This is a genomic window from uncultured Zhongshania sp. (genome assembly GCF_963975605.1).
Taxonomy (GTDB): Bacteria; Pseudomonadota; Gammaproteobacteria; order Pseudomonadales; family Spongiibacteraceae; genus Spongiibacter; species Spongiibacter aquimaris.
Genome location: NZ_CAXBHN010000002.1, coordinates 1 through 20,814, shown reverse-complemented (window position 1 = coordinate 20,814; position 20,814 = coordinate 1). Strand labels below are relative to the sequence as shown.

Genomic DNA, 20,814 nt, shown 5'->3' with positions numbered 1-20,814 from the left:
TAGTTGATCCAAGATAGACCCTGAGGACTCGATAAAATGCATCATAATCAATTGTTATCACAGCCTTGGCTAGGGTCGGCGGCCATAACAGCAGGCATGGGGGTATTTCTTGGCGCCTCGGGCGACAACAAACCTCACCGGCATTGGGCTCATCAAATCGCTATTGGCCTAGAAGAACCAATAGCGCTGCTATCTGACAAAACACGATATTTCGAACGCGGGCTATGGATACCTGCAGGTACCGCTCATCAACTAGAAACCGCACATGTATTATGCATCTATATCGACCCAACACATGATTTTTGTAAAACACTGCTACCGCAGGTAGCCGTAGAGGAATGGTCTATATCCTTGCTGAATGAAGAAATTTCATCCGCGTATGTAACGCGCTTTGCCAAAGTAAAAAACCTCCACGCAGCGTTGATTAGCTTCGACAAACAATGTCGCTGTCAATTCAGTGACACTCCAGACGAGCGATTGAATGTCATTTTGGCAGCACTTAACGATGATATTAGTAGCGGCAGCAATACTACGCAGAAAACCTTATCGAGTTTGGTAAATCTCTCACCCAGCAGGTTCTCTCATTGGTTTACAGAGCAAACAGGCATGCCATTACGCAGTTACAGGAAGTGGCTTAAACTGCTGGTCGGATTTGAACTATCGCGACGAATGCCTCTCACCGATGCAGCACTTTTATCTGGTTTTTCTGATCAGGCCCACTTCTGCCGAGCAGTAACGCAGGCCTTCAGCGTAAGCGCTACAACCATTAAGCAACTGCTGCTACCAAAATAGCTTTTTCGTTCAATGTGCCGCCATTGAAAAATGACAAACTAAGCACTCTGTAGCTCTGGAAGCTTTTGCATATGAAAAGCACATTGGAAATGTTTGTCAAAGTCCTCTACTTGCCTTTCTTTCTGATCGTAGGAAATGGCATCGCTATTTATATGGCGGAACAAGATTATTCGAAATTAGCCTTGGTTGCATGGGTCGGCTTACTCATCGTAGTGTCGTTCTTAATTGAACAATGGATGCCATTTAGTCCCGAATTCAACAAGCCTCAAGCAGACTCGGGGCGTGATGTTATTCACGCCTTCGTCAATGAATCACTGAGTATTGTCGGCGTATTAAGTGTCCCAATCATTGCTAGTTTTATCCCATTTAATTCAATTTGGCCCTCCTTCGCACCGCTGTGGTTGCAAGTGTTGTTGGCGGTGATCATCGCCGATATAGGCATTACACTGGCACATTACGCCAGTCATAGGTACAGCGCGCTGTGGCAGCTACATGCAGTACATCATAGTGTGAAACGTATGTATGGGTTTAACGGTCTTATGAAACACCCCTTGCATCAAACCATTGAAACCCTTGCAGGTACTGCCCCGCTACTCTTGATGGGCGCTCCACAAGAAGTCTTACTGCTGCTGGTTGTTGCGGTGGTTATTCAGCTGTTACTGCAACATTCCAATGTTGCCTATTTCGCAGGGCCGCTCAGATCTGTTCTGGCAATTAATCAAGTTCATCGCTTCCACCACCTGAATACGGCAAAAGAAGGCGATGTCAACTTCGGTCTATTCACAACGTTAACGGATCATCTCTTAGGCACTGCGTACTATGACAAAGAGAGAGTTATCCGTTCAGAAGATCTGGGCATCGGAACCGCGCCGGATTATCCCGTAGCTTATATTCCACAAATGCTAGCACCGTTCAAGCGCCTTGGCTGAACCGCCGACCCGCAGTACTTATCTCACGGCATTGCTAAATATATAGCTACTAACCCTTATTACAGTACCAAGCATCTGCGGACTTTTCAGATGCAGGTTATTACGCGGGAGTTATTATCGGAGGCTGATATTAAAAATCGTACTGGATGCCAACTAGTGTGGTGCGCGGTCGATTTGGACGGGCGCCGTCAGGATTACGTGAGACTATTTTCTGCTGGTCAAAGATGTTTTCAGTTTTCAGAAATATTTCAACATCTTGCGAGAGTTGGTAACGACTGATGAAGTCCATCACAAATAGTTCTTCAGTCTCTTCATAAGAGTCGCCAGTCCGATTACAGCCAGCAACAGAACACATTTCATCAATGTATTTGGCTACGATGTAATTATTCCAACCGCTTTGGTGCTCGAAGCCCGCTCGCAAACTAAAAACCCGGCCAGGAACATCCTTTCGCTTGTCACCTGATTCAAAGCCAGAAACGGCGTTGTCTTTGGTGATTTCGGCCTTGGTGTAGGTGAATGCAGCGTCCAGTGGAATCTGAAAAGCACCGATTGCGGCCTCTGCGCTTACTTGTAGTTCAAGACCTGACACCGCCGACTCGCCAAGGGCAAAAGAACCAGAAGTATCACCATTGCTGCATGGCGCAGCCACTGAGCAGTTTTCAGTGGTATCGGTAATGTCACTGTAAAATGCTATTGTTTCGACAAATATATGGTCGTTATTAAAGCGAACACCCGCCTCCCAGTTTTTACTTTCCTCCGGATCTTGCGATACTTTGGCACCACCACCTAGCGGCGAAAAACCCTTGTGAACACCGGCTAGCAATTGTATTTGGTCGTTCACGTCGAAGCTAAATGATACCCCGGGCAACCAAATAGCCGTGTCGTTTTGGCGATTTTTATCAGTGGCAAACGTGGTGCGAGCGGTATCAGAATATTCTAGCCTGCTACTTTCAATATCTTCGTATCGCAGGGCCAAATTAATATTTAAAGCGTCGCTAACTTGCCAGGAATCGGTTAACCAAAAACTAAGGGCGTCGGCTTCTTCCTCTCGGTTGTTACTACCCGAAACCTGTCCAGTATCACTGCTGCGAGATTGGAATACTAAGTCACCGTTTGATTCTTGCTTGTAGGTGTCTACTACTTGAAAACGATCCATTTCGTCGTGGTGACGCCTTAACCCTACAGCGAACTGATGAGCGCCCGCTTCGATATCAAAATTAAGCTGAACACCTTCCGAAATATACTTCCGATTGTTGTTCGTATAGTTCAGACCATCTTTTTCTGCGCTACCATCTAATATGGCTTGCTCAAGCGCTCCGCCCTCATTAGCAGCTCGAACGATATCTCCGCCGCCACTTAACTTAAACCAATTCCTAGCAAAGTCATTTCTATATACCGTTGCGGTGGACGTCACGGTATCAGACCACTTAAAAACGTGGCTTAGGTTGAGCGCTTGATGATCATTATCCATTTCATCAATACTGCTTAAGCCATACCGTCGATTAGGATCTTCATTGAAGTCCTTATCACTTAGTCCAAGATAGGTCTCGTTGGAAATTTCATCCGAAGATTGTAATTTCAACAAGACACTCTGACGCTCACCGCTCCAACCGAGCTTAAACACATAATCAGAAATATCATATCCTGGGTTCTGACTACTGCGGTCGATATCCTTAAAGCCCTCTCCATTACGCTGAACGGTTTCGAGCAAAAAGCGCCAATCGCCTGTCTGGCCACCAAAATAGGCATGTATATCTGAAGAACCGCGTTGATCGGCGGTGACTAACACTGATCCACTCATTTCCTCAGGGATCGGTGTAGACAACATATTTACAATGCCCCCAGTTGTTTGGGGCCCGTGACGTAACAAGGGGGCGCCCTTCAGTACTTCAAACAGCGACATACGAAGCGCCGTTGGGAAATAATAGGCTTCTGGGTTTGAATACGGCGCAGGCGCAATCAGCACACCGTCTTCCATCAAGGTAATTTTACCACTGCGCTCACTGGTCGCACCGCGAATACCAATATTTGGACGAAGACCTAAGCCGTCTTCTTCAAGGATATAAATACCGGGAACAGTTTTAAGTGCTTGGTTAATATCTGTGGTGACTTCTGTTCGCAGCTGTTCTGAGCTTATAACAGCACCTGAGCCAGGTAGACTTCGTGCTCCTTCAACACTGCCAATGACAAGCATTTTTTCGATACTAGCGATATCTGCGAATGCCGGAACTACGGGCGACAACACGATACACGTATACAATAGCGACTTCTTCACACCCAACCCCATTCTGTTAATGTTATTCATTTACGAATCGTAATGATAATGATTATCATATCTTAGGTCAATAAGGGGCGCGAGCTTGTGCATCTTTATCTCGGCGAATACAGCGAAACAGGCACTTATGAATTTGATCGCAATTGAGAATTGAGCGGTTAAACGAGAATGAGAATGGAGCTGCTATGCGCTTAGAATGGAGTTTCTAGGGTGCAGCCTTGTTAGTCATTGCGCCAAATTGGACTTCCTAGGGTTTGCTAGACACCAAGTAACGTTAGAATCTAGTTCTTCGAAAGCTCCTGCGTCACCAGACTGTGTGAAAACTATTTTCAAGTCATAATTTAGACAAGGATTGATGTGAATATGTGTCTTACATCAAAATCTGACCAAGTTTTCTAGCCCATCGTATACACATTTCACGTAGGATCGCGTGATTAATTTCATTATAGGAGTTTTCATACAGCCTCTCACAATAGCGGACATTTAGTGACAACACTTTGCCGGCCCTTCTTGCACAGTGAGGGAGGGAGGCTGACTTCTTAACGGAAATTGGTTATGAGTTTGATAGAAAATTTGAAAATCACCCAATGGCAATCATTATTGCGCGGTGTACAAAGTAACCCACAACCAGCAAAAGCAAACCCGATATATAACTTTGCCAAAAGCCAAGATGAAACCGCTCAGCCAGTAAAAACGGCAGGAAGAATAAATAAGAAATCGGCACGCCAAAAAGAATACTTTTGGCAAAGGTGATGCTGGCCTGCGGGTCTTTGTGTTCGATGTACGAAAATAACAAAGCCAAAATAGAAACCAGTGGTAGCGCGACAATAAAGCCCGCCAACACCGGTTTCTTATCCGATAGCCACGACGCATAACCAATAACCGCTGCTGCAAGAATCAGCTTAGCGGCAAATATATAGGCTGTCATAAGCTCACCTTTAGTTCACACCTTCGAACTTACCGCTGATGTTCGCATCAAATACTTCGCCTTCGGCGGACATCAGGATATAAAGTGCCCGCTCATCGCTAGGGTTAACAACCTTTACGATAAAGTAGCCGGGCCCACTCTGGTAAATCGTTGCTGATTCAGCGTCTACTTTCGACCAACTCTCAGGAACCTTGCCAAAGCCAAGCTGAGGGTCGGCGCCGGCAAAGCCTTGGGTGATTTCCGTTGCTATCACTAAAGCCTTTTGTTCAGTAATTGGCGCATGGCCACCGCCATGTGCTAATAGATTTGAGCTTATAAACAAACTTGCTAACAAACATAAAGCGATTCGGAGTTTCATATTTTCACCTTTCTTTAGTGGCTGTGATAAGCACCATCACCGTGCTCATGGGATGCTTCGTCCTGCAACGAAGGCTGAGGAGTAATCATACGCCGGGGATAGCGTTCCAGGATATTTGATTTCGCTTCCATCGCCATATCTTCATGGATATGCGCGTGGTCGTCGGTATTGATCGGGAAATTATCAGCAAAGGCAGTGTGCTGATAGCCGTGCAATTGATGCAGGAACAGCAAGCCACCAACGATGACCAGCAAGGTATTGGCCATGACGCTAAAGCGTTTGAATGATTCGGTTTTGCGCCACGCTGCCAGCAAGCCTAGCATTGCGGTAAGTGCCGCGATTTGACCCAGTTCAACACCGACGTTGAAGGCGAGTATTTTCATCACGATACTGCCGTCCCCCATCGGCAATTGCTGCAACCGAGTCGACAGACCAAAACCGTGAATCAGGCCAAAGCCAAACACCATCCACATTAGATTAGGCGACGCTACGCCCAGATAACGTTTGAAGCCGTCGAGATTCTCGAAGCCCTTGTAACAAACGGTGAGTGCAATCACCGCATCAATCAAAAAGTAATTTGCCTGTACTGTATAAAGCGTGGCAAACACCAGCGTTAGCGAGTGGCCCAAGGTGAACGCCGTGATGAATTTAATAATATCGACAAAGCGGCTGAGAAAGAAAATAACTCCAAACAAGAAGAGTAAGTGGTCATAGCCGGTAAGCATATGGCCTGCACCCAACAAGATATAGTCTGGCAGCCCCGCCTCAATTGCGCGTTGCTTATCTGCCTCAGACATGCCGTGGGCGAGCACATTTATACTGCTGAACATCAATACCGCTACGGCAGTAATGAGCGCGTAAAAACGAGTTGTAAACACTATTTTTTCCACATTATGTTTATTCACATTATGCTCCTTTATCGGCGCGGTGCAGCATACGGTATAAAGACGGCAGCACAAATAGGGTAAGCAGTGTTGACGATAAAATGCCGCCAATCACCACGGTAGCGAGGGGGCGCTGCACTTCTGAGCCTATCCCGGTGTTTAATGCCATGGGTACAAAGCCCAAGGACGCGACCAGCGCCGTGGTAATGACCGGCCTTAAGCGTGTCAGCGCACCTTCGATAATCGCAGGCTCTAGCCCCAGGCCATCGCGACGCAGCTCGCGAATAAACGACACCATCACCAAGCCGTTCAGTATTGCGATACCAGATAAGGCGATAAAACCCACCGCCGCTGAGATGGAAAAGGGGATATCTCTGAATACCAGCGCCAAAATGCCACCGGTAAGTGCGAGTGGCACACCGCTGAATATAATCATTGCGTCTTTTAATGAGCCAAGGGCCAGCAATAAGAGGCCGATAATCATCACTAAGGTCACTGGCACAACCACCGCCAGTCGCTGCGCAGCAGATTGCAAGGTTTGATAGGTGCCACCGTATTCCACCCAATAACCTGCTGGCAGGGTTACTTGCGATTCGATGGTTGCCTTTACGTCGCTAACGAAGCTGCCAAGATCGCGGCCACGAACGTTCGCCGTTACCACCACGCGGCGCTTACCGTTTTCGCGATTGACCTGATTGAGTCCCGTTGTCAGTTCAATATCCACCAATTCTTTCAGCGGCACATAGCCGCCACCGGCTATTTGAATAGGGAGTGAACCCAGCTGATCAATATCACTGCGGCGCTCTTCAGGCAGGCGCACAACAATCTCGGCACGACGGTCACCCTCGTAGAAAAAACCTGCGCCCTGCCCCCCCATTGCCGTGGCAACTTGATCTTGCAGAGTATTCAATTCAACACCGTATTGGCCTAAAGCGAACAGTTTAGGCTTGAGCGTTAGCATGGATAAGCCCGTGGTCTGCTCCATCTGGATATCGACAATGCCGTCAACAGCGCCAATTGCAGCTTCGATTTCACCGCCAAGGGCTTCGAGCTGAGCCAAATCATCACCAAATAGCTTTATGGCTAATTCTGCGCGCACGCCTGATAAAAGCTCGTTAAAGCGCATCTGAATCGGCTGAAGAAATTCATAGCGATTGCCCGGCACGGGTTCTACCAAGGCCGCGAGTTCTTCCACAACTTGATTTTTAGTCTTGCTCGGGTCTGGCCACTGATCCCGCGGTTTTAGAATAATAAAGTTATCTGCCACGCTAGGGGGAACCGCATCAGTCGCGACATCGGCGGTGCCGATCTTGGCAAACACACGCTCTACTTCAGGCATGGTCTTAATTGCGGCTTCTAAGGTTTCCTGTAAGGCCACTGCCTGACTTAGCGAGGTGCCAGGAATCCTAAGCGCGTGCATCGCGATATCACCTTCATCGAGATTTGGCACAAACTCACTGCCCAAGCGACTTGCCAAGCCCGCACACACAACAAGTAATACCAGCGCAGCTGCAACCACAGCGCCGCGCATGGCGATGGCTTTGCGCAGCAGTCCACCGTAAAGATGTTTAGTTGCTTCAAATGCGCGATTTTCTTTTTCTACTACTGGCCCCTTAAACATCAAGGCGATTGCCGCGGGAACAAAGGTGACGGACAACAGCATGGCTGCACTCAGGGCAATAACCACCGTCATGGCCATGGGGTGGAACATTTTGCCTTCTACGCCCGTTAAGGAGAAGATCGGTAAATACACTGCTGTGATAATGAATACGCCAAACAGTGCAGGTCGTATCACCTCTTTGGTGGCGCTAAACACAACATCTAGCCGCTCATTCAGCGACAAGGTCTGCTTGTCGCTGGCAAGGCCCAAGCGTCGCAGGCAGTTCTCTACAATGATAATTGCACCGTCTACTAGCAGGCCAAAATCCAATGCCCCCAAACTCATCAGATTGGCACTGACGCCGCTGCGCACCATGCCGGTAATGGTCATTAACATGGCAACCGGAATAACCGCCGCCGTCAGTATCGCCGCGCGCACATTACCCAGTAGTAAGAACAGAATAACAATAACCAGCAAAGCACCTTCGAGCAGATTGGTTGTTACCGTCTTCAGGGTTTTATCCACGAGGCCGGTGCGGTCGTATACCGCCGTCGCGGTAATGCCTTCTGGCAGGCTCGACTTAATTTCTTCAAGTCGTTCACCCACAGCTTTGGCAACGCTGCGGCTGTTTTCACCAACGAGCATAAATACCGTGCTCATAACGACCTCGCGGCCATTCTGGGTGGCGGCACCGGTACGCAGCTCCTTGCCTTCGCCCACGGTTGCCACATCAGCAACACGCAGAGGCTGACCATCCACCGTTTTAATGACGATCTTGCTAATATCGGCAAGCGTCTCGGCTTGTCCTGGAATACGTAGCAGCCACTGCGAACCTTTTTGCTCAACAAAGCCTGCACCGCGGTTTTGATTATTGTTGGCAACCGCATCGATCAGTTCTTGCTGAGAGACACCATAGGCGAGCATTTTTTCGGCTTGCAGGCCAATTAACACTTCCCGCTTGTAGCCGCCAATGGGGTTAACCTCAACCACACCGGGCACGCGCAATAGCTGGGGGCGAATAATCCAGTCGTGCGCTGAGCGTAAATCCGTTGGCGTAATTAGCTTGCCATCAGCATCAGTCGCACCGGGCTCAGCGTCCACGGTGAACATGAAAATTTCCCCCAGACCCGTCGCTATCGGCCCAAGTTCAGGCTCCAGCCCGATTGGCAATTTGGCCCGCACGTTGCCGAGCCGTTCGTTCACCAGCTGACGTGCGAAGTAAATATCGGTGTCATCGCCAAAGATGACCGTGACTTGGGAAAGCCCGTAGCGAGAAACAGATCGGGTGTACTGCAGCTCGGGCAGGCCTGCCATCGCGGTTTCTATGGCATAGGTGACGCGTTGCTCTACCTCCAGTGGCGTGTAGCCCGGTGCTTCAGTATTGATTATGACCTGAACATTGGTGATATCGGGAACGGCATCAATCGGCAGTCGGTTGAAATTCCATAAACCCAAACCGCAAAGCGCAAGCACAGCGGCCATCACCACACCGCGCCGCGCTAGGGAAAATTGTATAATTGCATCAAGCATGGGACGTCCTTTAGTGGTCGTGTGAAGCGCCGGATTTTTCGATATCGGCCTTGATGATGTAGCTATTCTCGGTAACGTATTCGGTTCCCAGCTTTAGTCCACCTAGGACTTCAATCCAGTCGCCCGCCTCGCGACCGAGTTCCAACATGCGCACTTCGTATTGATCGCCGACTTTGGCGTAGACCACGGTGAAATCCCGAAAGCCTTGCAGTGCTTGGCGCTTTACCGCGAGGGGTACTTCATAGCGAGCAACTTCCACATTGCCGCGTACAAAGCTCCCCACTGGCAGCGCAAGATTACTGGTGTCAACGCTAACGCGTATATCCGCAGATTGATCCGCATTGAGCAGCGGTGAAATCCACTGCACGACACCTTCGCCAATTTCTTCCATCGCATCGTTGAGCAGCTGCACGCTGTTGTTTAGCGCAATTCGACGCCGGTCGTCAGGGTAGGCTTTAAGTAGAACCACTTGGCGGGAGCGATCGACAATACTCACCAGCGTACGGCCAGCAGTCGCTTCGCCGATATTGACCGGCAGCGCCGCAATTTCACCTGCAATATCAGCGCGCAACACATAGGATTTCAGGCTTTCATTACTCTCGATGCTCATCAACGGAGTGCCCGCTTTCACCTGCTGACCCAAGCTTACGTGAATGGCTTTAATCACACCGTCGAAACGGGCGCTTAGCTGCGTTAAAGCATTGGTATCGGCTACCAGTCGACCGAAAAGCGGCAAGCGTTCGACGAGCAGTTGCGAACCCGCAGTGTCAGTGCTAATACCCATCGCCTCAGCAACGTCGGCATTAATCCGAGTTCGCCCTTCATAGTTTTCGTATTGCCACTGATAGCGCTTACCACCATAAGAAGCGTTAAGGGTAACTAGAAATGAATGTGGCTCGACTATTTCCATATCACCCCGCAAAAAATCATCCTGCGGCTTGAAATTGATTTGGTCGTCGCCGTCACCGAGTCGCCCTAAAGTAACGCTTACTTTGACCTTCTCTGGAGGCAAGGCCTCACCACCTTGACTTGCCCAAACACGAAACTCTGGCGGTACACCGGTCTCAAAGATTGCCAATTCAATGGCGAAATCATCCTCGCGCAACATACGCCCCCGATGCGGGCCTTTTTCAGGTTCAATTTCCTGCACTTCGGCGCCAACGGCGAGTGCAGCGCTACTTAAACTCATTAATAGCGAGACAAGCATACTGACGATTAACGATCGCTTTACTGAATTACTCATGGATTTACCTCATCGTTGCCTAACAGAGGCAAACCGGTTAGACGTTCAATTTCGACGCGTGTGAGCTGTGCTTTAAACTGGCTATCTAATAAATGACTTCGTGTCGCGAGCAACTCCTGCTGCACTCCGTGCCAATCTTGGTAGCTGTACCTGCCAAGCTGGTAGGCGTTTCGGGCTTCTTTCTGGGCTTGTTCAAGCGTTGGGATAATGTGCTCAAGCAGTGCACCAACCACATGCTGCGCGTGCTGAAACTCTTGCAGCAAAACGTACAAGCGCGCTTCCAGTACTATTTGCACCGCTTCAGCATCAGCACGATAAGCATCACGCTCCGCAGCTAAAGCGGCTACACGTCCACGATTACGCTGTTCGCCCCCTAAGGGGACGGTAAAGCCAGCCACTAAGGCGTAGTCGTCGGTATTTTCAAAACGCCTTACACCGGTTGAAAACTGCCATCGTGACTGGGCTTCCGTTTTTGCTAAGGCGATCTCGGATTGCGCAATGCGCTCTTGGCTGAGTAGTTTCTGCACGCGCGGATGACTGCTTAGCTGCAGCGCTAGCTCCTCGTAGTTCAGTTTGCCGGTGGCAATGGCGAGGGAGCCTGATACTGTATCAAAATCGAGTTGTCGCGCACTCCACTGGGTCGCCAACATCCGCTTAGCGCCACGAATTTCATGATCCAGATCTTCGAGTGTTATCTCTGCCCGCGCTAACTCGGCTTCAGCACGAAGCTTGTCAGCGAGCAGCGATTTGCCTGCATCCATGCGCTTTGACAGTTCTTTAACCACTGAATCCGCTTGCGCTCTTGCGGCTGCAGCGAGTTCTTTACGCTGCTGATAAACGACTACGGTGAGAAATTGACGGGCAGTCTCGGCGGCCACATCCAGCTTCTTTATCGCTTGCTCATCGCTAATCACCTGTTTTTGCACGTCAGCACTATGTCCGCGCTGCTGCAGTAAGTCACCCTCTAAAACCCAACTAATTCTGAGCGTTGACTGAAGGCTGTCAGAACCGCTGTAGTCCCCCGAGCCAAATCCATCTTCAACACTTAAGCCAAGCTGGGGGCGACTGCCGACCCGTGCCTGCTGCGCCATTCCATCGGCAGCTGCGCGACGGTAGTAAAAGGCTTGGAGCTCTGGGTGTTTAGTAAAGCTTCGTTGAATGGCCTCGTTTAACGTTAAGGATTTCTCTGCCACAGAGGCCGTCGACATAGTCAGCAATAACGGAATTAGGGCAAGCGTTTTACGCCAAAAAAACCGATCTACAATCGGTTTTTTTGGCGTTAGAAACGGACTAAAAACATACATAAATACGCCTCAATGACTAAAAATTGCTTCAACCGCATGATGATAGCTATCCACACTCAAAAGGCAGGAAGCCAAAAGTACACACAGAAATACAACAAACAACGATAAGGGGAAACTGCGGCCTGGTTCAGACCTCAGCTGATAATGAACACGCGCTTCAATTTCAGACGCATAGAAATGACAAGACAAGGGACTGGAGAATTGCTGCTGATTTCGCGACAAGCGGCATAGTTTTATCACGGTACTAGCAACGGTGGTGCCACCCGATCCGCCCACAGCCGCATAATCGTCTGCTGCAAGCTCCAAGCACAAAGAAAATTCGCGGCGTAACCGGTTGCTAGTGAATGGTAGGTAAAACGCCGCAAGAAAGGAAAAAGACCACTTCCGTAAAGGGTCAAACCTCTGCTGGTGGGCGAGTTCATGGCGACAAACGATGTCATTTTCAGCCGCAGATAATTGTGCTTGCAAGGCAGAACTAATGAAGACTTTAGGCCGAAAAAGACCAGCGGTGAACGCATAAATCACCGTAGAGTCCACGCTACTATTTTTAGTAAAACCATCAAGGGTAAGCAGCGCACCAAGGGCAGACCGATGCTTAAGCAATTGGTGAGTATGGCGAACTATCGCTAGAAAAGACGCCGCGGAAAATAGAAGTACTATCGCGCTGTGCCAGCTATATAAGTTGAAAACATTAATATGGTGCCAATGGGTAAGCGCCAAGAACCACGAGGGCATAACCGCGGCAGAATCAGGCATTAGTACAACGCTTGCAACGCTTAGAGCAACAAGCCAAGGGATCAAAACAAATGACCACAACACCCATTGGCGAGCGCCTGCGGATAATTTGACCCGCCACTGTTCAGTAGTTCGAAAAACGAAAGTAAGAATTAGTGAGCAATAGAAAAACACCGATGCGGCAATAAACACGCTATTTAGGGTAATCGCATAACCGCCGACAAGCATTCTTATTTCCCCGATTTATCGCTGGCGCGGCGCTGATCAATAAGCGATGCCAATGCCTGCAATTGCGTTTCAGTCATTTCTGCTGACAGGGAGCTAAATGCGGCCAATAAGGTGTCTTCATTGTCAGTGTAATCGGCGGCGACTTCGCGCATCAATTGCGCCAGAAAAGCATTTTTGGCCATAGCTGCACGATAAATGAAGGCGTGGCCAGCTTTATTACGGATTAAGAGCTTCTTTTTATATAGCCGGTCAAGGGTACTTTGGATCGTGTTTAACGTTCTCACCGAATCATCCGTAAGCTCGCGATGTACCCGCTTAGCGTCTGCTTCATCTGTATCCCAAAAATACTGGAGAACCAATTTTTCCAAATATCCCAATTGCATGCCACATTCGACCTAGGTTTACAGAAGAATAGTATAGTGCCTACGAAAAAACCGATCGTCAATCGTTTTTTTCGTAGGCACTACAACGAAGAAAATGGGTTAAATGATAAACAGAAGCGGAACCGCTGAGGGATCGCAGGTTGAGGCGCCAAATCCCCCGCTATACCCAACGTAGATAAATTCATGCGAGGTCGACCAATTATCAGCGATGACGAGCGCAACGAATTTAGGGTGGGTGAGTTAATTTATCCGCTTGAAATGACAATAAATGAAACTCTGCATTTTGCCTATCGGCGTTTGGTGAGATTCTTCTTCGTGGCCTAATAATTCAAACTGCGCACCTAATTCGGCGTGTAACGTACTCGGAGAATAACGGCGCACAGGCAGACCGCTGCATTGCTCGGGGCCATTCTCGGAAAAAGTCGCAATGATCATGTGCCCACCTAATTTAACGCAATCTAATACTGTTTCAACATAGCTGCGCCTATTGGCTCCCTCTATCAGGAAATGAAACACCGCACGGTCATGCCATAAGTCGATACCCTGCATAGGAAGAAGGAAGTGAAGAACATTCCCCTCAATCCACTGTACTTTTTTAGAAGTATCTCCTAGTCGTTTTTTGACCGCGTTAAGCGCGGCCCCAGATATGTCCATGACGGTTACATTAACAAAATCATTTTCCAGCAATGAATCTACAAGAGTGGATGCACCGCCGCCGACATCTATTATTTTTGCTGTTTTCTCAATATTGATTTGTTGAATAATGTGCAGCGAACGGGATGCGTGGGGCTGAAACCAGCTTACAGAGTCAGCTGATTTTGTTGTGTATACTGCATTCCAATGCGCTTTGGTGTCCATAAAGGCCCCTTCATCGAATTTAAAAACCGCGAATTTTTTTGGCGCACTGCTTTATAGTAAATATCCAATACGCACTAATATATCTTAACTTTCGATCATGCTGATAGGTAAACGTATTGAAAAGTATGTCACGCTGCTATTAGAGTCAGCATCGACCCTACCACCATGAGCTTCAACAATGGACTTAACTATTGCCAGGCCCAGGCCAGCTCCCTCACTGAGTCGCTGACGCGAAGGATCAACGCGATAGAATCGATCAAATATTTTTGGTAGATGTTCTGGGGGGATCTCTAAACCGGGGTTTTCAACACGGAGCTCTACCCATGCATCATCTGTTTTTTTTAGTTTCACGTTAATTGTTTGCCCGGCCGGTGTATATCGCAATGCATTTGATAGCAAATTAGATATGGCGCGCCTCAACATAGCCCGATCGCCACTCAGCATGGGTGTGCTTCCGTCTAAAGTCAGAACAATCTGTTTCTCCTCTGCCAAAGCCTCAAAAAAGTCAAATAACTCCCGCACTTCATGCCCGAGATCCAGCCACTCACGTACTGGATTACGTAAACCGTGTTCGCTTTGAGCCAACCACAGCATGTCGTTGACCATTTTCGCTAAGCGCTCCTGTTCTTCTAAATTTGAGTATAGTAACTCTTGGTATTCCTCCAAGCTTCTGGCCCGATTAAGCGCGACTTGGGTTTGGGTAATGGAATTTGTTAAGGGTGTACGCAGTTCGTGGGCGATATCAGCAGAAAAGTGCGAAAGTCGAGCAAAGCTGTCTTCCAAACGACCGATCATGTAATTGAATGAGTCAACAAGCCCTCGCAGCTCACCCGGTACAATATTTGGGTCTATTCGCACATGCAGGCGATCGGCTTGGACATCGCGCATAGTGTCGCTTAAGCCGCGCAGCGGCGCATGCCCCTGATGTACGCCAAACCAAGCGGCCAACAACGTGACGACGCCAGCTAAAGTCATAATAAGCCACAGGCTGCGCCTAAAATTATCGAGAAAGAAGATATGGAAGTTCATATCCATGGCCGCGACAATACGATAATTACGTCCACTAATTAGAGTTTGGGTAATGGCACCTCGGTAAGCATTTCCCCCTGCGCCCCAGCTATGTAAATTAGCTGCTAAAATACGGGAGACGGGCGTATAGAGAGTCACTGGCGTGAGCAGTTCGTCATCACTCGGCCCGTAGATGAGTTGTCCGTCTGGGCTCCAAACTTGGAAATATACGCCATGATGTCCTGAAACCGCGTGGGATAGCACTTCAGGTAGCCGCGGGATGTCGTCTGCGCCTGCCCGTAACGCCCGTTCCACGGCCTGAGTAATAACAATGAGCTCATCGGCATCCTGCTCAGCAAAGTGACGTTTTACGGCTTGTTGAACAAGGTGTGCAGTCATCAGTAGGCTTAGGCCGATGGCAAGGGCAACGAAGACCATCACTCTTGTTGTTAGCGATAACGGGCGACGCTTAACTCGACTAAGCCACTTCATTATCGTCTTCGATCTCCAGTTTGTAGCCCATGCCACGCACAGTGTGAATCAACTTTGCTGGGAAATCGTCGTCGATTTTGGCACGCAGACGGCGAATCGCAACGTCAATAACGTTTGTATCGGAATCAAAATTCATATCCCAAACTTGGGAGGCTATCAGGGATCGTGGTAATACCTCGCCCTCTCTACGCGCTAAAAGCTCCAACAGGCAGAATTCCTTGTGGCTAAGACTAATTTTTTTACCTCCACGGCTAGCGCGGCGGCGCGGAAGATCTAAGGTGAGGTCTGCAACAGTAATTTGATCTGAAAGCACAGGCGCTACACTTCTGCGCAGCAAGGTACGAACTCTAGCTAGTAGCTCAGCAAAGGCAAATGGCTTAACCAAATAATCATCTGCGCCAAGCTCAAGCCCTTTAACCCGGTCTTCTACGCTATCTCGGGCGGTAAGAAAAAGTACTGGAGTTTGCCGACCAGCTTCCCGAAGGGACTGCATTATTCGCCAGCCATCAACATCGGGTAACATGACATCTAACACCATCAGGTCAAAAACTTCCGTCATTGCAAGATGATGGCCATCGAGGCCGTTGCGCGCCAGCGTGACCATAAATCCTGCCTCAGAAAGCCCCTGGCGCAAGTAATCGCCGGTCTTGAGTTCATCTTCCACTACCAATATCCGCAAAATTGCGTCGCTCCGTCGTTTGGCTTAAGTCAGTTTGATAAACATTATGGATGAGGCCTTCCAACACAAAGATGACTTAAAGATTACAGATTTGTAATCTTTAAGTCATGCGAGTGACAGGTGTAGGTCTCTAGTATTACGAACACAAATCACTGAATGTATGAGGTAGTTGCCCGTGAGCCAATGGCTTCCCCAACAAAAAAGATCTTTGCAACCAAACCGCCGTCGCTTTGTGCAAGGCCTTGCGGCTGGCGGCGTACTGGCGGCAACACCCACTTGGTTACAGGCAGCAATGAGCAGCAAAGTGGCACAGGGGCAAACGCCTGTTCTAAGTGGGCGTGAAATCAATCTTGTTATAGCCGAAAGTCCCGTCAACTTTACCGGCGTGACACGTATGGCAACAACGATCAACGGTTCCATACCCGCTCCTACTTTGCGTCTGCGCGAAGGCGATGAAGTGACGATTCGCGTCACCAATCACCTAGCAGTTGCCACCTCCATCCACTGGCATGGCATTCTTCTACCCTACCAAATGGATGGCGTGCCTGGCATCAGTTTCAAAGGCATAGCGCCGGGCGAGACCTTTACGTATCGATTTACCCTACAGCAAAGCGGTACCTACTGGTATCACAGCCATTCCGGTTTTCAAGAAATGACGGGGATGTATGGCGCACTAATCATTGAGCCTAGAGCAGGCGAAAGACACCGTTCTGACCAGGATTATGTGGTGCAACTTTCAGATTGGACTGACGAAGATCCTATGCGCGCTTTCAGTAAATTGAAAATGCAGAGCGATGTCTACAATTTCAATCAGCCCACCTTCTTTGACTTTAGCGAAGATGTTTCAAAGGTCGGTTTACAGGGCGCACTGGAAAAGCGTCAGATGTGGAACCAGATGCGCATGAATCCCACCGACTTAAACGATCTATCGGCGGCCACGCTGACCTTCCTCATGAACGGTACAGCGCCTAATGGTAATTGGACGGGACTGTTCCAAAGAGGGCAACGCATACGCCTGCGCTTTATTAATGCGGCAAGCAATAGCTTTTATGATGTGCGTATTCCCGGCTTAAAATTGACGGTCATTCAGGCCGACGGCCAAGATGTCGAACCGGTTTCCGTCGATGAATTTCGCTTTGGCCCCGGCGAAACCTACGATGTATTGGTTGAACCTGCAGACGATGCGTACACCATCTTTGCCCAGAGTATGGATCGCACCGGTTATACCCGAGGCACATTAGCATTGCAGCAAGGTCTATCTGCGCCAGTCCCTGCGCTTGATCCGGCAGAGTGGCTGACGATGTCAGATATGATGGGTGCAATGGGCAGCATGGCCGGCATGAATCATGATTCCATGAAAGGTATGGAAGGAATGAATCATGGCTCGATGAAGGGCATGCAGGGAATGGGCAGCATGGACGGTATGAAGGGCATGGCAGGAATGAAGGGTATGGATCATTCCGCCATGAATCACCAGCCAAAGAATCCTTTGGCCAAGCCCTCTAGCACTGTCAACCACGCCAGTAGTGAATACGGCGCGTCTGTCGATATGCGAGTGGATACACCGCGCACCAATCTTGATGATCCAGGTATCGGTTTACGTAACAACGGCCGACGAGTATTGACCCTAGCCGACCTGAAATCAATTAACGGGCTGCTGGATGATCGTCGCACACCAACCAAGGAACTTGAACTACACCTCACAGGCAATATGGAGCGCTACAGCTGGTCATTCGACGGTTTGGAGTTTGGTAAAAGCACACCGGTGTCGTTGAAACACGGTGAGCGCGTTAGAGTTATTCTGCAAAATGACACCATGATGACGCATCCAATGCATTTACACGGCATGTGGAGTGAACTCGAAACCGACCAGGGAGAGTTGCGAGTTCGGCGCCACACCATTCCCGTTCAGCCATCGCAACGCATCAGCTTTTTAACAACCCCCAATGACCTTGGTCGCTGGGCGTGGCATTGCCACCTATTATTTCATATGGATGCGGGCATGTTCCGCGAAGTGGTGGTGTCATGAGTAATATGAAACATATCGTCGGCTTCGCGGTGATTAGCGCAGCTTTTAATGCCTCGACCTCATGGGCGCAAATGGATCATGGCGAAATGCAAATGCAAGGTGGTAGTGCACCAGATAACGCTCGCGACCCACATGCCTATTCAGATGGCTACACGCTTACAGACGGCCCATATGCCCAACAAGGCCCGAGGCAACTAAAGCTGGCTGATGAACATGCGTTCCTTTCTGTATTAGGCGACCGCCTTGAATACAGCGAGGATAGTGGCGATACGACCTTCGACCTTTTAGCTCGGTATGGTACTACTTACGATAGTCTCGTTGTAAAAGCTGAAGGTGATACTAAGGGTAGTCAATTGGAAGAAAGTCAGACAGATCTACTCTGGAGTCACGCTATCAGCGTCTTCTTTGATACTCAGCTGGGTGTGCGGCTGGATCAGTACAAAGAAGGTAGCGATCGCCAATGGCTCGCTGCGGGCATCCAAGGTTTAGCGCCGTATTGGTTTGAGCTAGACGCTACCGCTTATCTCGGTGACGATGGACGTACGGCGCTTACCTTCGAAGCGGAATACGAGCTATTACTAACCCAAAAGTTAGTATTACAGCCTCGAGCCGAGCTTAACCTTTACGGTAAAGATGACCCGAGTAATGGCCTTGGCAGCGGTCTATCAGATCTATCTATAGGCTTGCGACTGCGCTATGAAATCAGCCGTCAATTCGCCCCCTATGTCGGCGTGGAGTGGTCGGACGCATATGGCGGTACCGCTGATTATCGACAAGCTGCAGGACAGGACATTAACGATACGCAATTAGTAGCAGGCCTGCGGTTCTGGTTTTAATTAAATTATCGATTGCTCATATTCCCAACTCAAAGATTAAGGATTATTCCAATGCGCTCAAAATTTATAACAATGTCAATTGCAATCTCTACGCTGGCTTTTACTTTATCAGCCCAGGCTCATGATCCCAAAGAGCACATGAACAACGCAGAAAAGCCAGATTGCGCGGCCATGGAAAATATGGATCACAGCAAAATGGATATGAACGACCCTGTCATGCAAGCCATGATGAAACAGTGCATGGGCGACATGGAAGGTATGGAAGGTATGAGTGGCAGTGAAGCGCCTCAAGGCGCTAAACCGGCGCAACACGGAAATGAAAGTAGCACGGAACAGACTGGCCATAATCACTGATATAACTATTTCGAGTCACCCAGCAAGACTTCATTAACTCTTTAGACGATTTGGAAATATTATGGCCGCAAACAAATTTCTACGCTGTGGTAAATGTTTGATGATTACCGCCGTTGTCGCGATGTTGGGCGGTCTAGCATTTCTTTACTCTGGTCTCTACCCGATGGGAGCTGATGTGCCGCACAATGGCCTAACATATTGGGGGCTCGAAACGATGCGGGAACGCTCCATTTCCCGAGCGGCAAGTACGATTGAGGTTCCCAATGATCTAGCCTCATCAGAGCGACTGCTAAAAGGTGCTGCTGACTACAATGCGATGTGCGCGAGCTGCCACCTGAAACCTGGTAAAAACCAAAGCGACTTTACTTTGGGCCTCTACCCTGCCCCACCCAATCTCGCACAGAAGGGTGATGATCATGGCCATGATGGCGGCCACGATGACAACACCTATGCTTTACAACGCCAATTCTGGATTATTAAACACGGTATCAAAGCATCTGGCATGCCATCATGGGCACCTGGGCATGACGATGAGCGTATATGGAATATGGTGTCATTTTTACAACGATTACCTGAACTAAGTACTGGGCAGTACCAGGTTCTCACTGCACGTAGTGACAACACCAAAAAACAGGAACATTGATTACTGCCTAATCAATGTTCCAATTAACGCTATACACTCGATAATTCAATATGAATACCGCACTACCCTTCTGTGATGACATTTAAAAACTCTACTAACAACCAGAGAAATAGCCATGGCAAGCGCTAATTATACTTTGAAATATATGCTGGCAGTATTCATCCTTAGCCCCCTTTTCGCCGCAGCCCACTCAGCACATGACCCTGTTAAGGAAATTCACAAAAAAGATCAGACGATTGCGACCCGACAGTCCGAATTTGATCAATTACAGTACTCAGGGCAAAAAATAGAAAATCTCCAAGACCAAATTACCGCCATGGAAAGTAAAATACTTATGATACGAAATTTGATGGCTAGCGATTATCCTCATATCAAGGAAAAAATGAGCAAGTACTCTTTCGACTACATTAAAAGTGTAGAAGAATCACTAGCGCAGTTAAAAAACACATTACAGCAAACTGATACATTACTTAATCAATAGTGATGGTTCGTAAATTGCGTCGAGCGCAGTCAACAAGCTCTAGTAGGAAGCTTCAAACGACTCTCTGTATTTTGTACGCACTAATCTAATCGGCTAAATACAATTTTCTCGATCGCTACCGCTGTCACAATTCGGCGGTCGCTTCCATATCACCTGGCATGGACAAGCTTTTAATAGTGGAGTGAGTGTATTACTAATAAGGCGGAAATAATCAATACGCTGTGTTAGACTACCGTGCATGGAAA

General features: G+C 48.6%; 19 protein-coding genes. 7 read left to right on the top strand and 12 right to left on the bottom strand.

The features are described 5' to 3' along the window. Positions 1-36 precede the first annotated feature (36 nt). Positions 37-792, top strand: coding sequence for an AraC family transcriptional regulator (locus AAC007_RS02345; RefSeq protein WP_339674472.1), 756 nt, complete (start codon positions 37-39; stop codon positions 790-792). 71 nt (positions 793-863) lie between these two features. Continuing rightward, positions 864-1,721 carry a sterol desaturase family protein gene (locus AAC007_RS02340; protein ID WP_339674470.1) on the top strand — a complete coding sequence of 286 codons (858 nt, stop codon included), beginning with the start codon at positions 864-866 and terminating at the stop codon, positions 1,719-1,721. A gap of 130 nt (positions 1,722-1,851) precedes the next feature. Here AAC007_RS02340 and AAC007_RS02335 read toward each other — a convergent pair whose 3' ends face one another. The 12 genes from AAC007_RS02335 to AAC007_RS02280 all read right to left on the bottom strand — a co-directional run bounded on the left by AAC007_RS02335 (position 1,852) and on the right by AAC007_RS02280 (position 16,226). Then, the gene (locus AAC007_RS02335) at positions 1,852-4,026 is read right to left on the bottom strand and encodes a TonB-dependent receptor (protein WP_296434593.1); all 2,175 of its coding nucleotides are present in this window, start codon (positions 4,024-4,026) and stop codon (positions 1,852-1,854) included. Positions 4,027-4,576: 550 nt separating this feature from the next. Continuing rightward, positions 4,577-4,924 carry a hypothetical protein gene (locus tag AAC007_RS02330; protein WP_339674468.1) on the bottom strand — a complete coding sequence of 116 codons (348 nt, stop codon included), beginning with the start codon at positions 4,922-4,924 and terminating at the stop codon, positions 4,577-4,579. A gap of 10 nt (positions 4,925-4,934) precedes the next feature. Further along, entirely contained in the window at positions 4,935-5,282 is a 348-nt protein-coding gene (locus tag AAC007_RS02325) for a DUF6488 family protein (protein ID WP_339674467.1), read from the bottom strand. 14 nt (positions 5,283-5,296) lie between these two features. Continuing rightward, positions 5,297-6,187 carry a HupE/UreJ family protein gene (locus tag AAC007_RS02320; protein WP_339674466.1) on the bottom strand — a complete coding sequence of 297 codons (891 nt, stop codon included), beginning with the start codon at positions 6,185-6,187 and terminating at the stop codon, positions 5,297-5,299. Between the two features lies 1 nt (position 6,188). Next, positions 6,189-9,296, bottom strand: a complete 3,108-nt coding sequence (locus tag AAC007_RS02315) for a CusA/CzcA family heavy metal efflux RND transporter (RefSeq protein WP_339674465.1) — start codon at positions 9,294-9,296, stop codon at positions 6,189-6,191. A gap of 10 nt (positions 9,297-9,306) precedes the next feature. Then, positions 9,307-10,539 carry an HlyD family efflux transporter periplasmic adaptor subunit gene (locus AAC007_RS02310; RefSeq protein WP_339674464.1) on the bottom strand — a complete coding sequence of 411 codons (1,233 nt, stop codon included), beginning with the start codon at positions 10,537-10,539 and terminating at the stop codon, positions 9,307-9,309. Continuing rightward, positions 10,536-11,843, bottom strand: coding sequence for a TolC family protein (locus AAC007_RS02305; RefSeq protein ID WP_339674463.1), 1,308 nt, complete (start codon positions 11,841-11,843; stop codon positions 10,536-10,538). The genes AAC007_RS02310 and AAC007_RS02305 overlap by 4 nt, the downstream gene beginning before the upstream one ends. Positions 11,844-11,852: 9 nt before the next feature. After that, entirely contained in the window at positions 11,853-12,599 is a 747-nt protein-coding gene (locus AAC007_RS02300; protein WP_296436735.1) for a M56 family metallopeptidase, read from the bottom strand. 209 nt (positions 12,600-12,808) lie between these two features. Continuing rightward, the gene (locus AAC007_RS02295) at positions 12,809-13,189 is read right to left on the bottom strand and encodes a BlaI/MecI/CopY family transcriptional regulator (protein ID WP_008250312.1); all 381 of its coding nucleotides are present in this window, start codon (positions 13,187-13,189) and stop codon (positions 12,809-12,811) included. A 240-nt stretch (positions 13,190-13,429) separates the two neighbouring features. Next, positions 13,430-14,047 carry a class I SAM-dependent methyltransferase gene (locus AAC007_RS02290; protein ID WP_008250311.1) on the bottom strand — a complete coding sequence of 206 codons (618 nt, stop codon included), beginning with the start codon at positions 14,045-14,047 and terminating at the stop codon, positions 13,430-13,432. Positions 14,048-14,131: 84 nt separating this feature from the next. After that, a complete protein-coding gene (locus AAC007_RS02285; RefSeq protein WP_296436736.1) occupies positions 14,132-15,547 on the bottom strand; it encodes a heavy metal sensor histidine kinase in 1,416 nt (471 codons plus the stop codon). Beyond that, the gene (locus tag AAC007_RS02280) at positions 15,534-16,226 is read right to left on the bottom strand and encodes a heavy metal response regulator transcription factor (RefSeq protein WP_008250303.1); all 693 of its coding nucleotides are present in this window, start codon (positions 16,224-16,226) and stop codon (positions 15,534-15,536) included. Before AAC007_RS02280 ends, AAC007_RS02285 begins: the two co-directional genes overlap by 14 nt. A 175-nt stretch (positions 16,227-16,401) precedes the next feature. On the opposite strand from AAC007_RS02280, the gene AAC007_RS02275 reads away from it, so the two are divergent. From AAC007_RS02275 to AAC007_RS02255, 5 genes are all read left to right on the top strand, one after another. After that, positions 16,402-18,255: a copper resistance system multicopper oxidase gene (locus AAC007_RS02275; RefSeq protein ID WP_219043701.1), complete on the top strand. Its 1,854-nt coding sequence runs from the start codon at positions 16,402-16,404 to the stop codon at positions 18,253-18,255. After that, positions 18,252-19,091 carry a copper resistance protein B gene (locus tag AAC007_RS02270; RefSeq protein WP_159268317.1) on the top strand — a complete coding sequence of 280 codons (840 nt, stop codon included), beginning with the start codon at positions 18,252-18,254 and terminating at the stop codon, positions 19,089-19,091. Before AAC007_RS02275 ends, AAC007_RS02270 begins: the two co-directional genes overlap by 4 nt. Positions 19,092-19,142: 51 nt before the next feature. Next, positions 19,143-19,445, top strand: a complete 303-nt coding sequence (locus AAC007_RS02265; protein WP_200842626.1) for a hypothetical protein — start codon at positions 19,143-19,145, stop codon at positions 19,443-19,445. Positions 19,446-19,506: 61 nt separating this feature from the next. Beyond that, positions 19,507-20,088 (top strand): cytochrome c, encoded by a 582-nt coding sequence (locus AAC007_RS02260; protein ID WP_200842625.1) that lies wholly within the window; start codon positions 19,507-19,509, stop codon positions 20,086-20,088. A 115-nt stretch (positions 20,089-20,203) separates the two neighbouring features. After that, positions 20,204-20,569, top strand: coding sequence for a hypothetical protein (locus AAC007_RS02255; RefSeq protein ID WP_123181029.1), 366 nt, complete (start codon positions 20,204-20,206; stop codon positions 20,567-20,569). Positions 20,570-20,814: the final 245 nt, after the last annotated feature.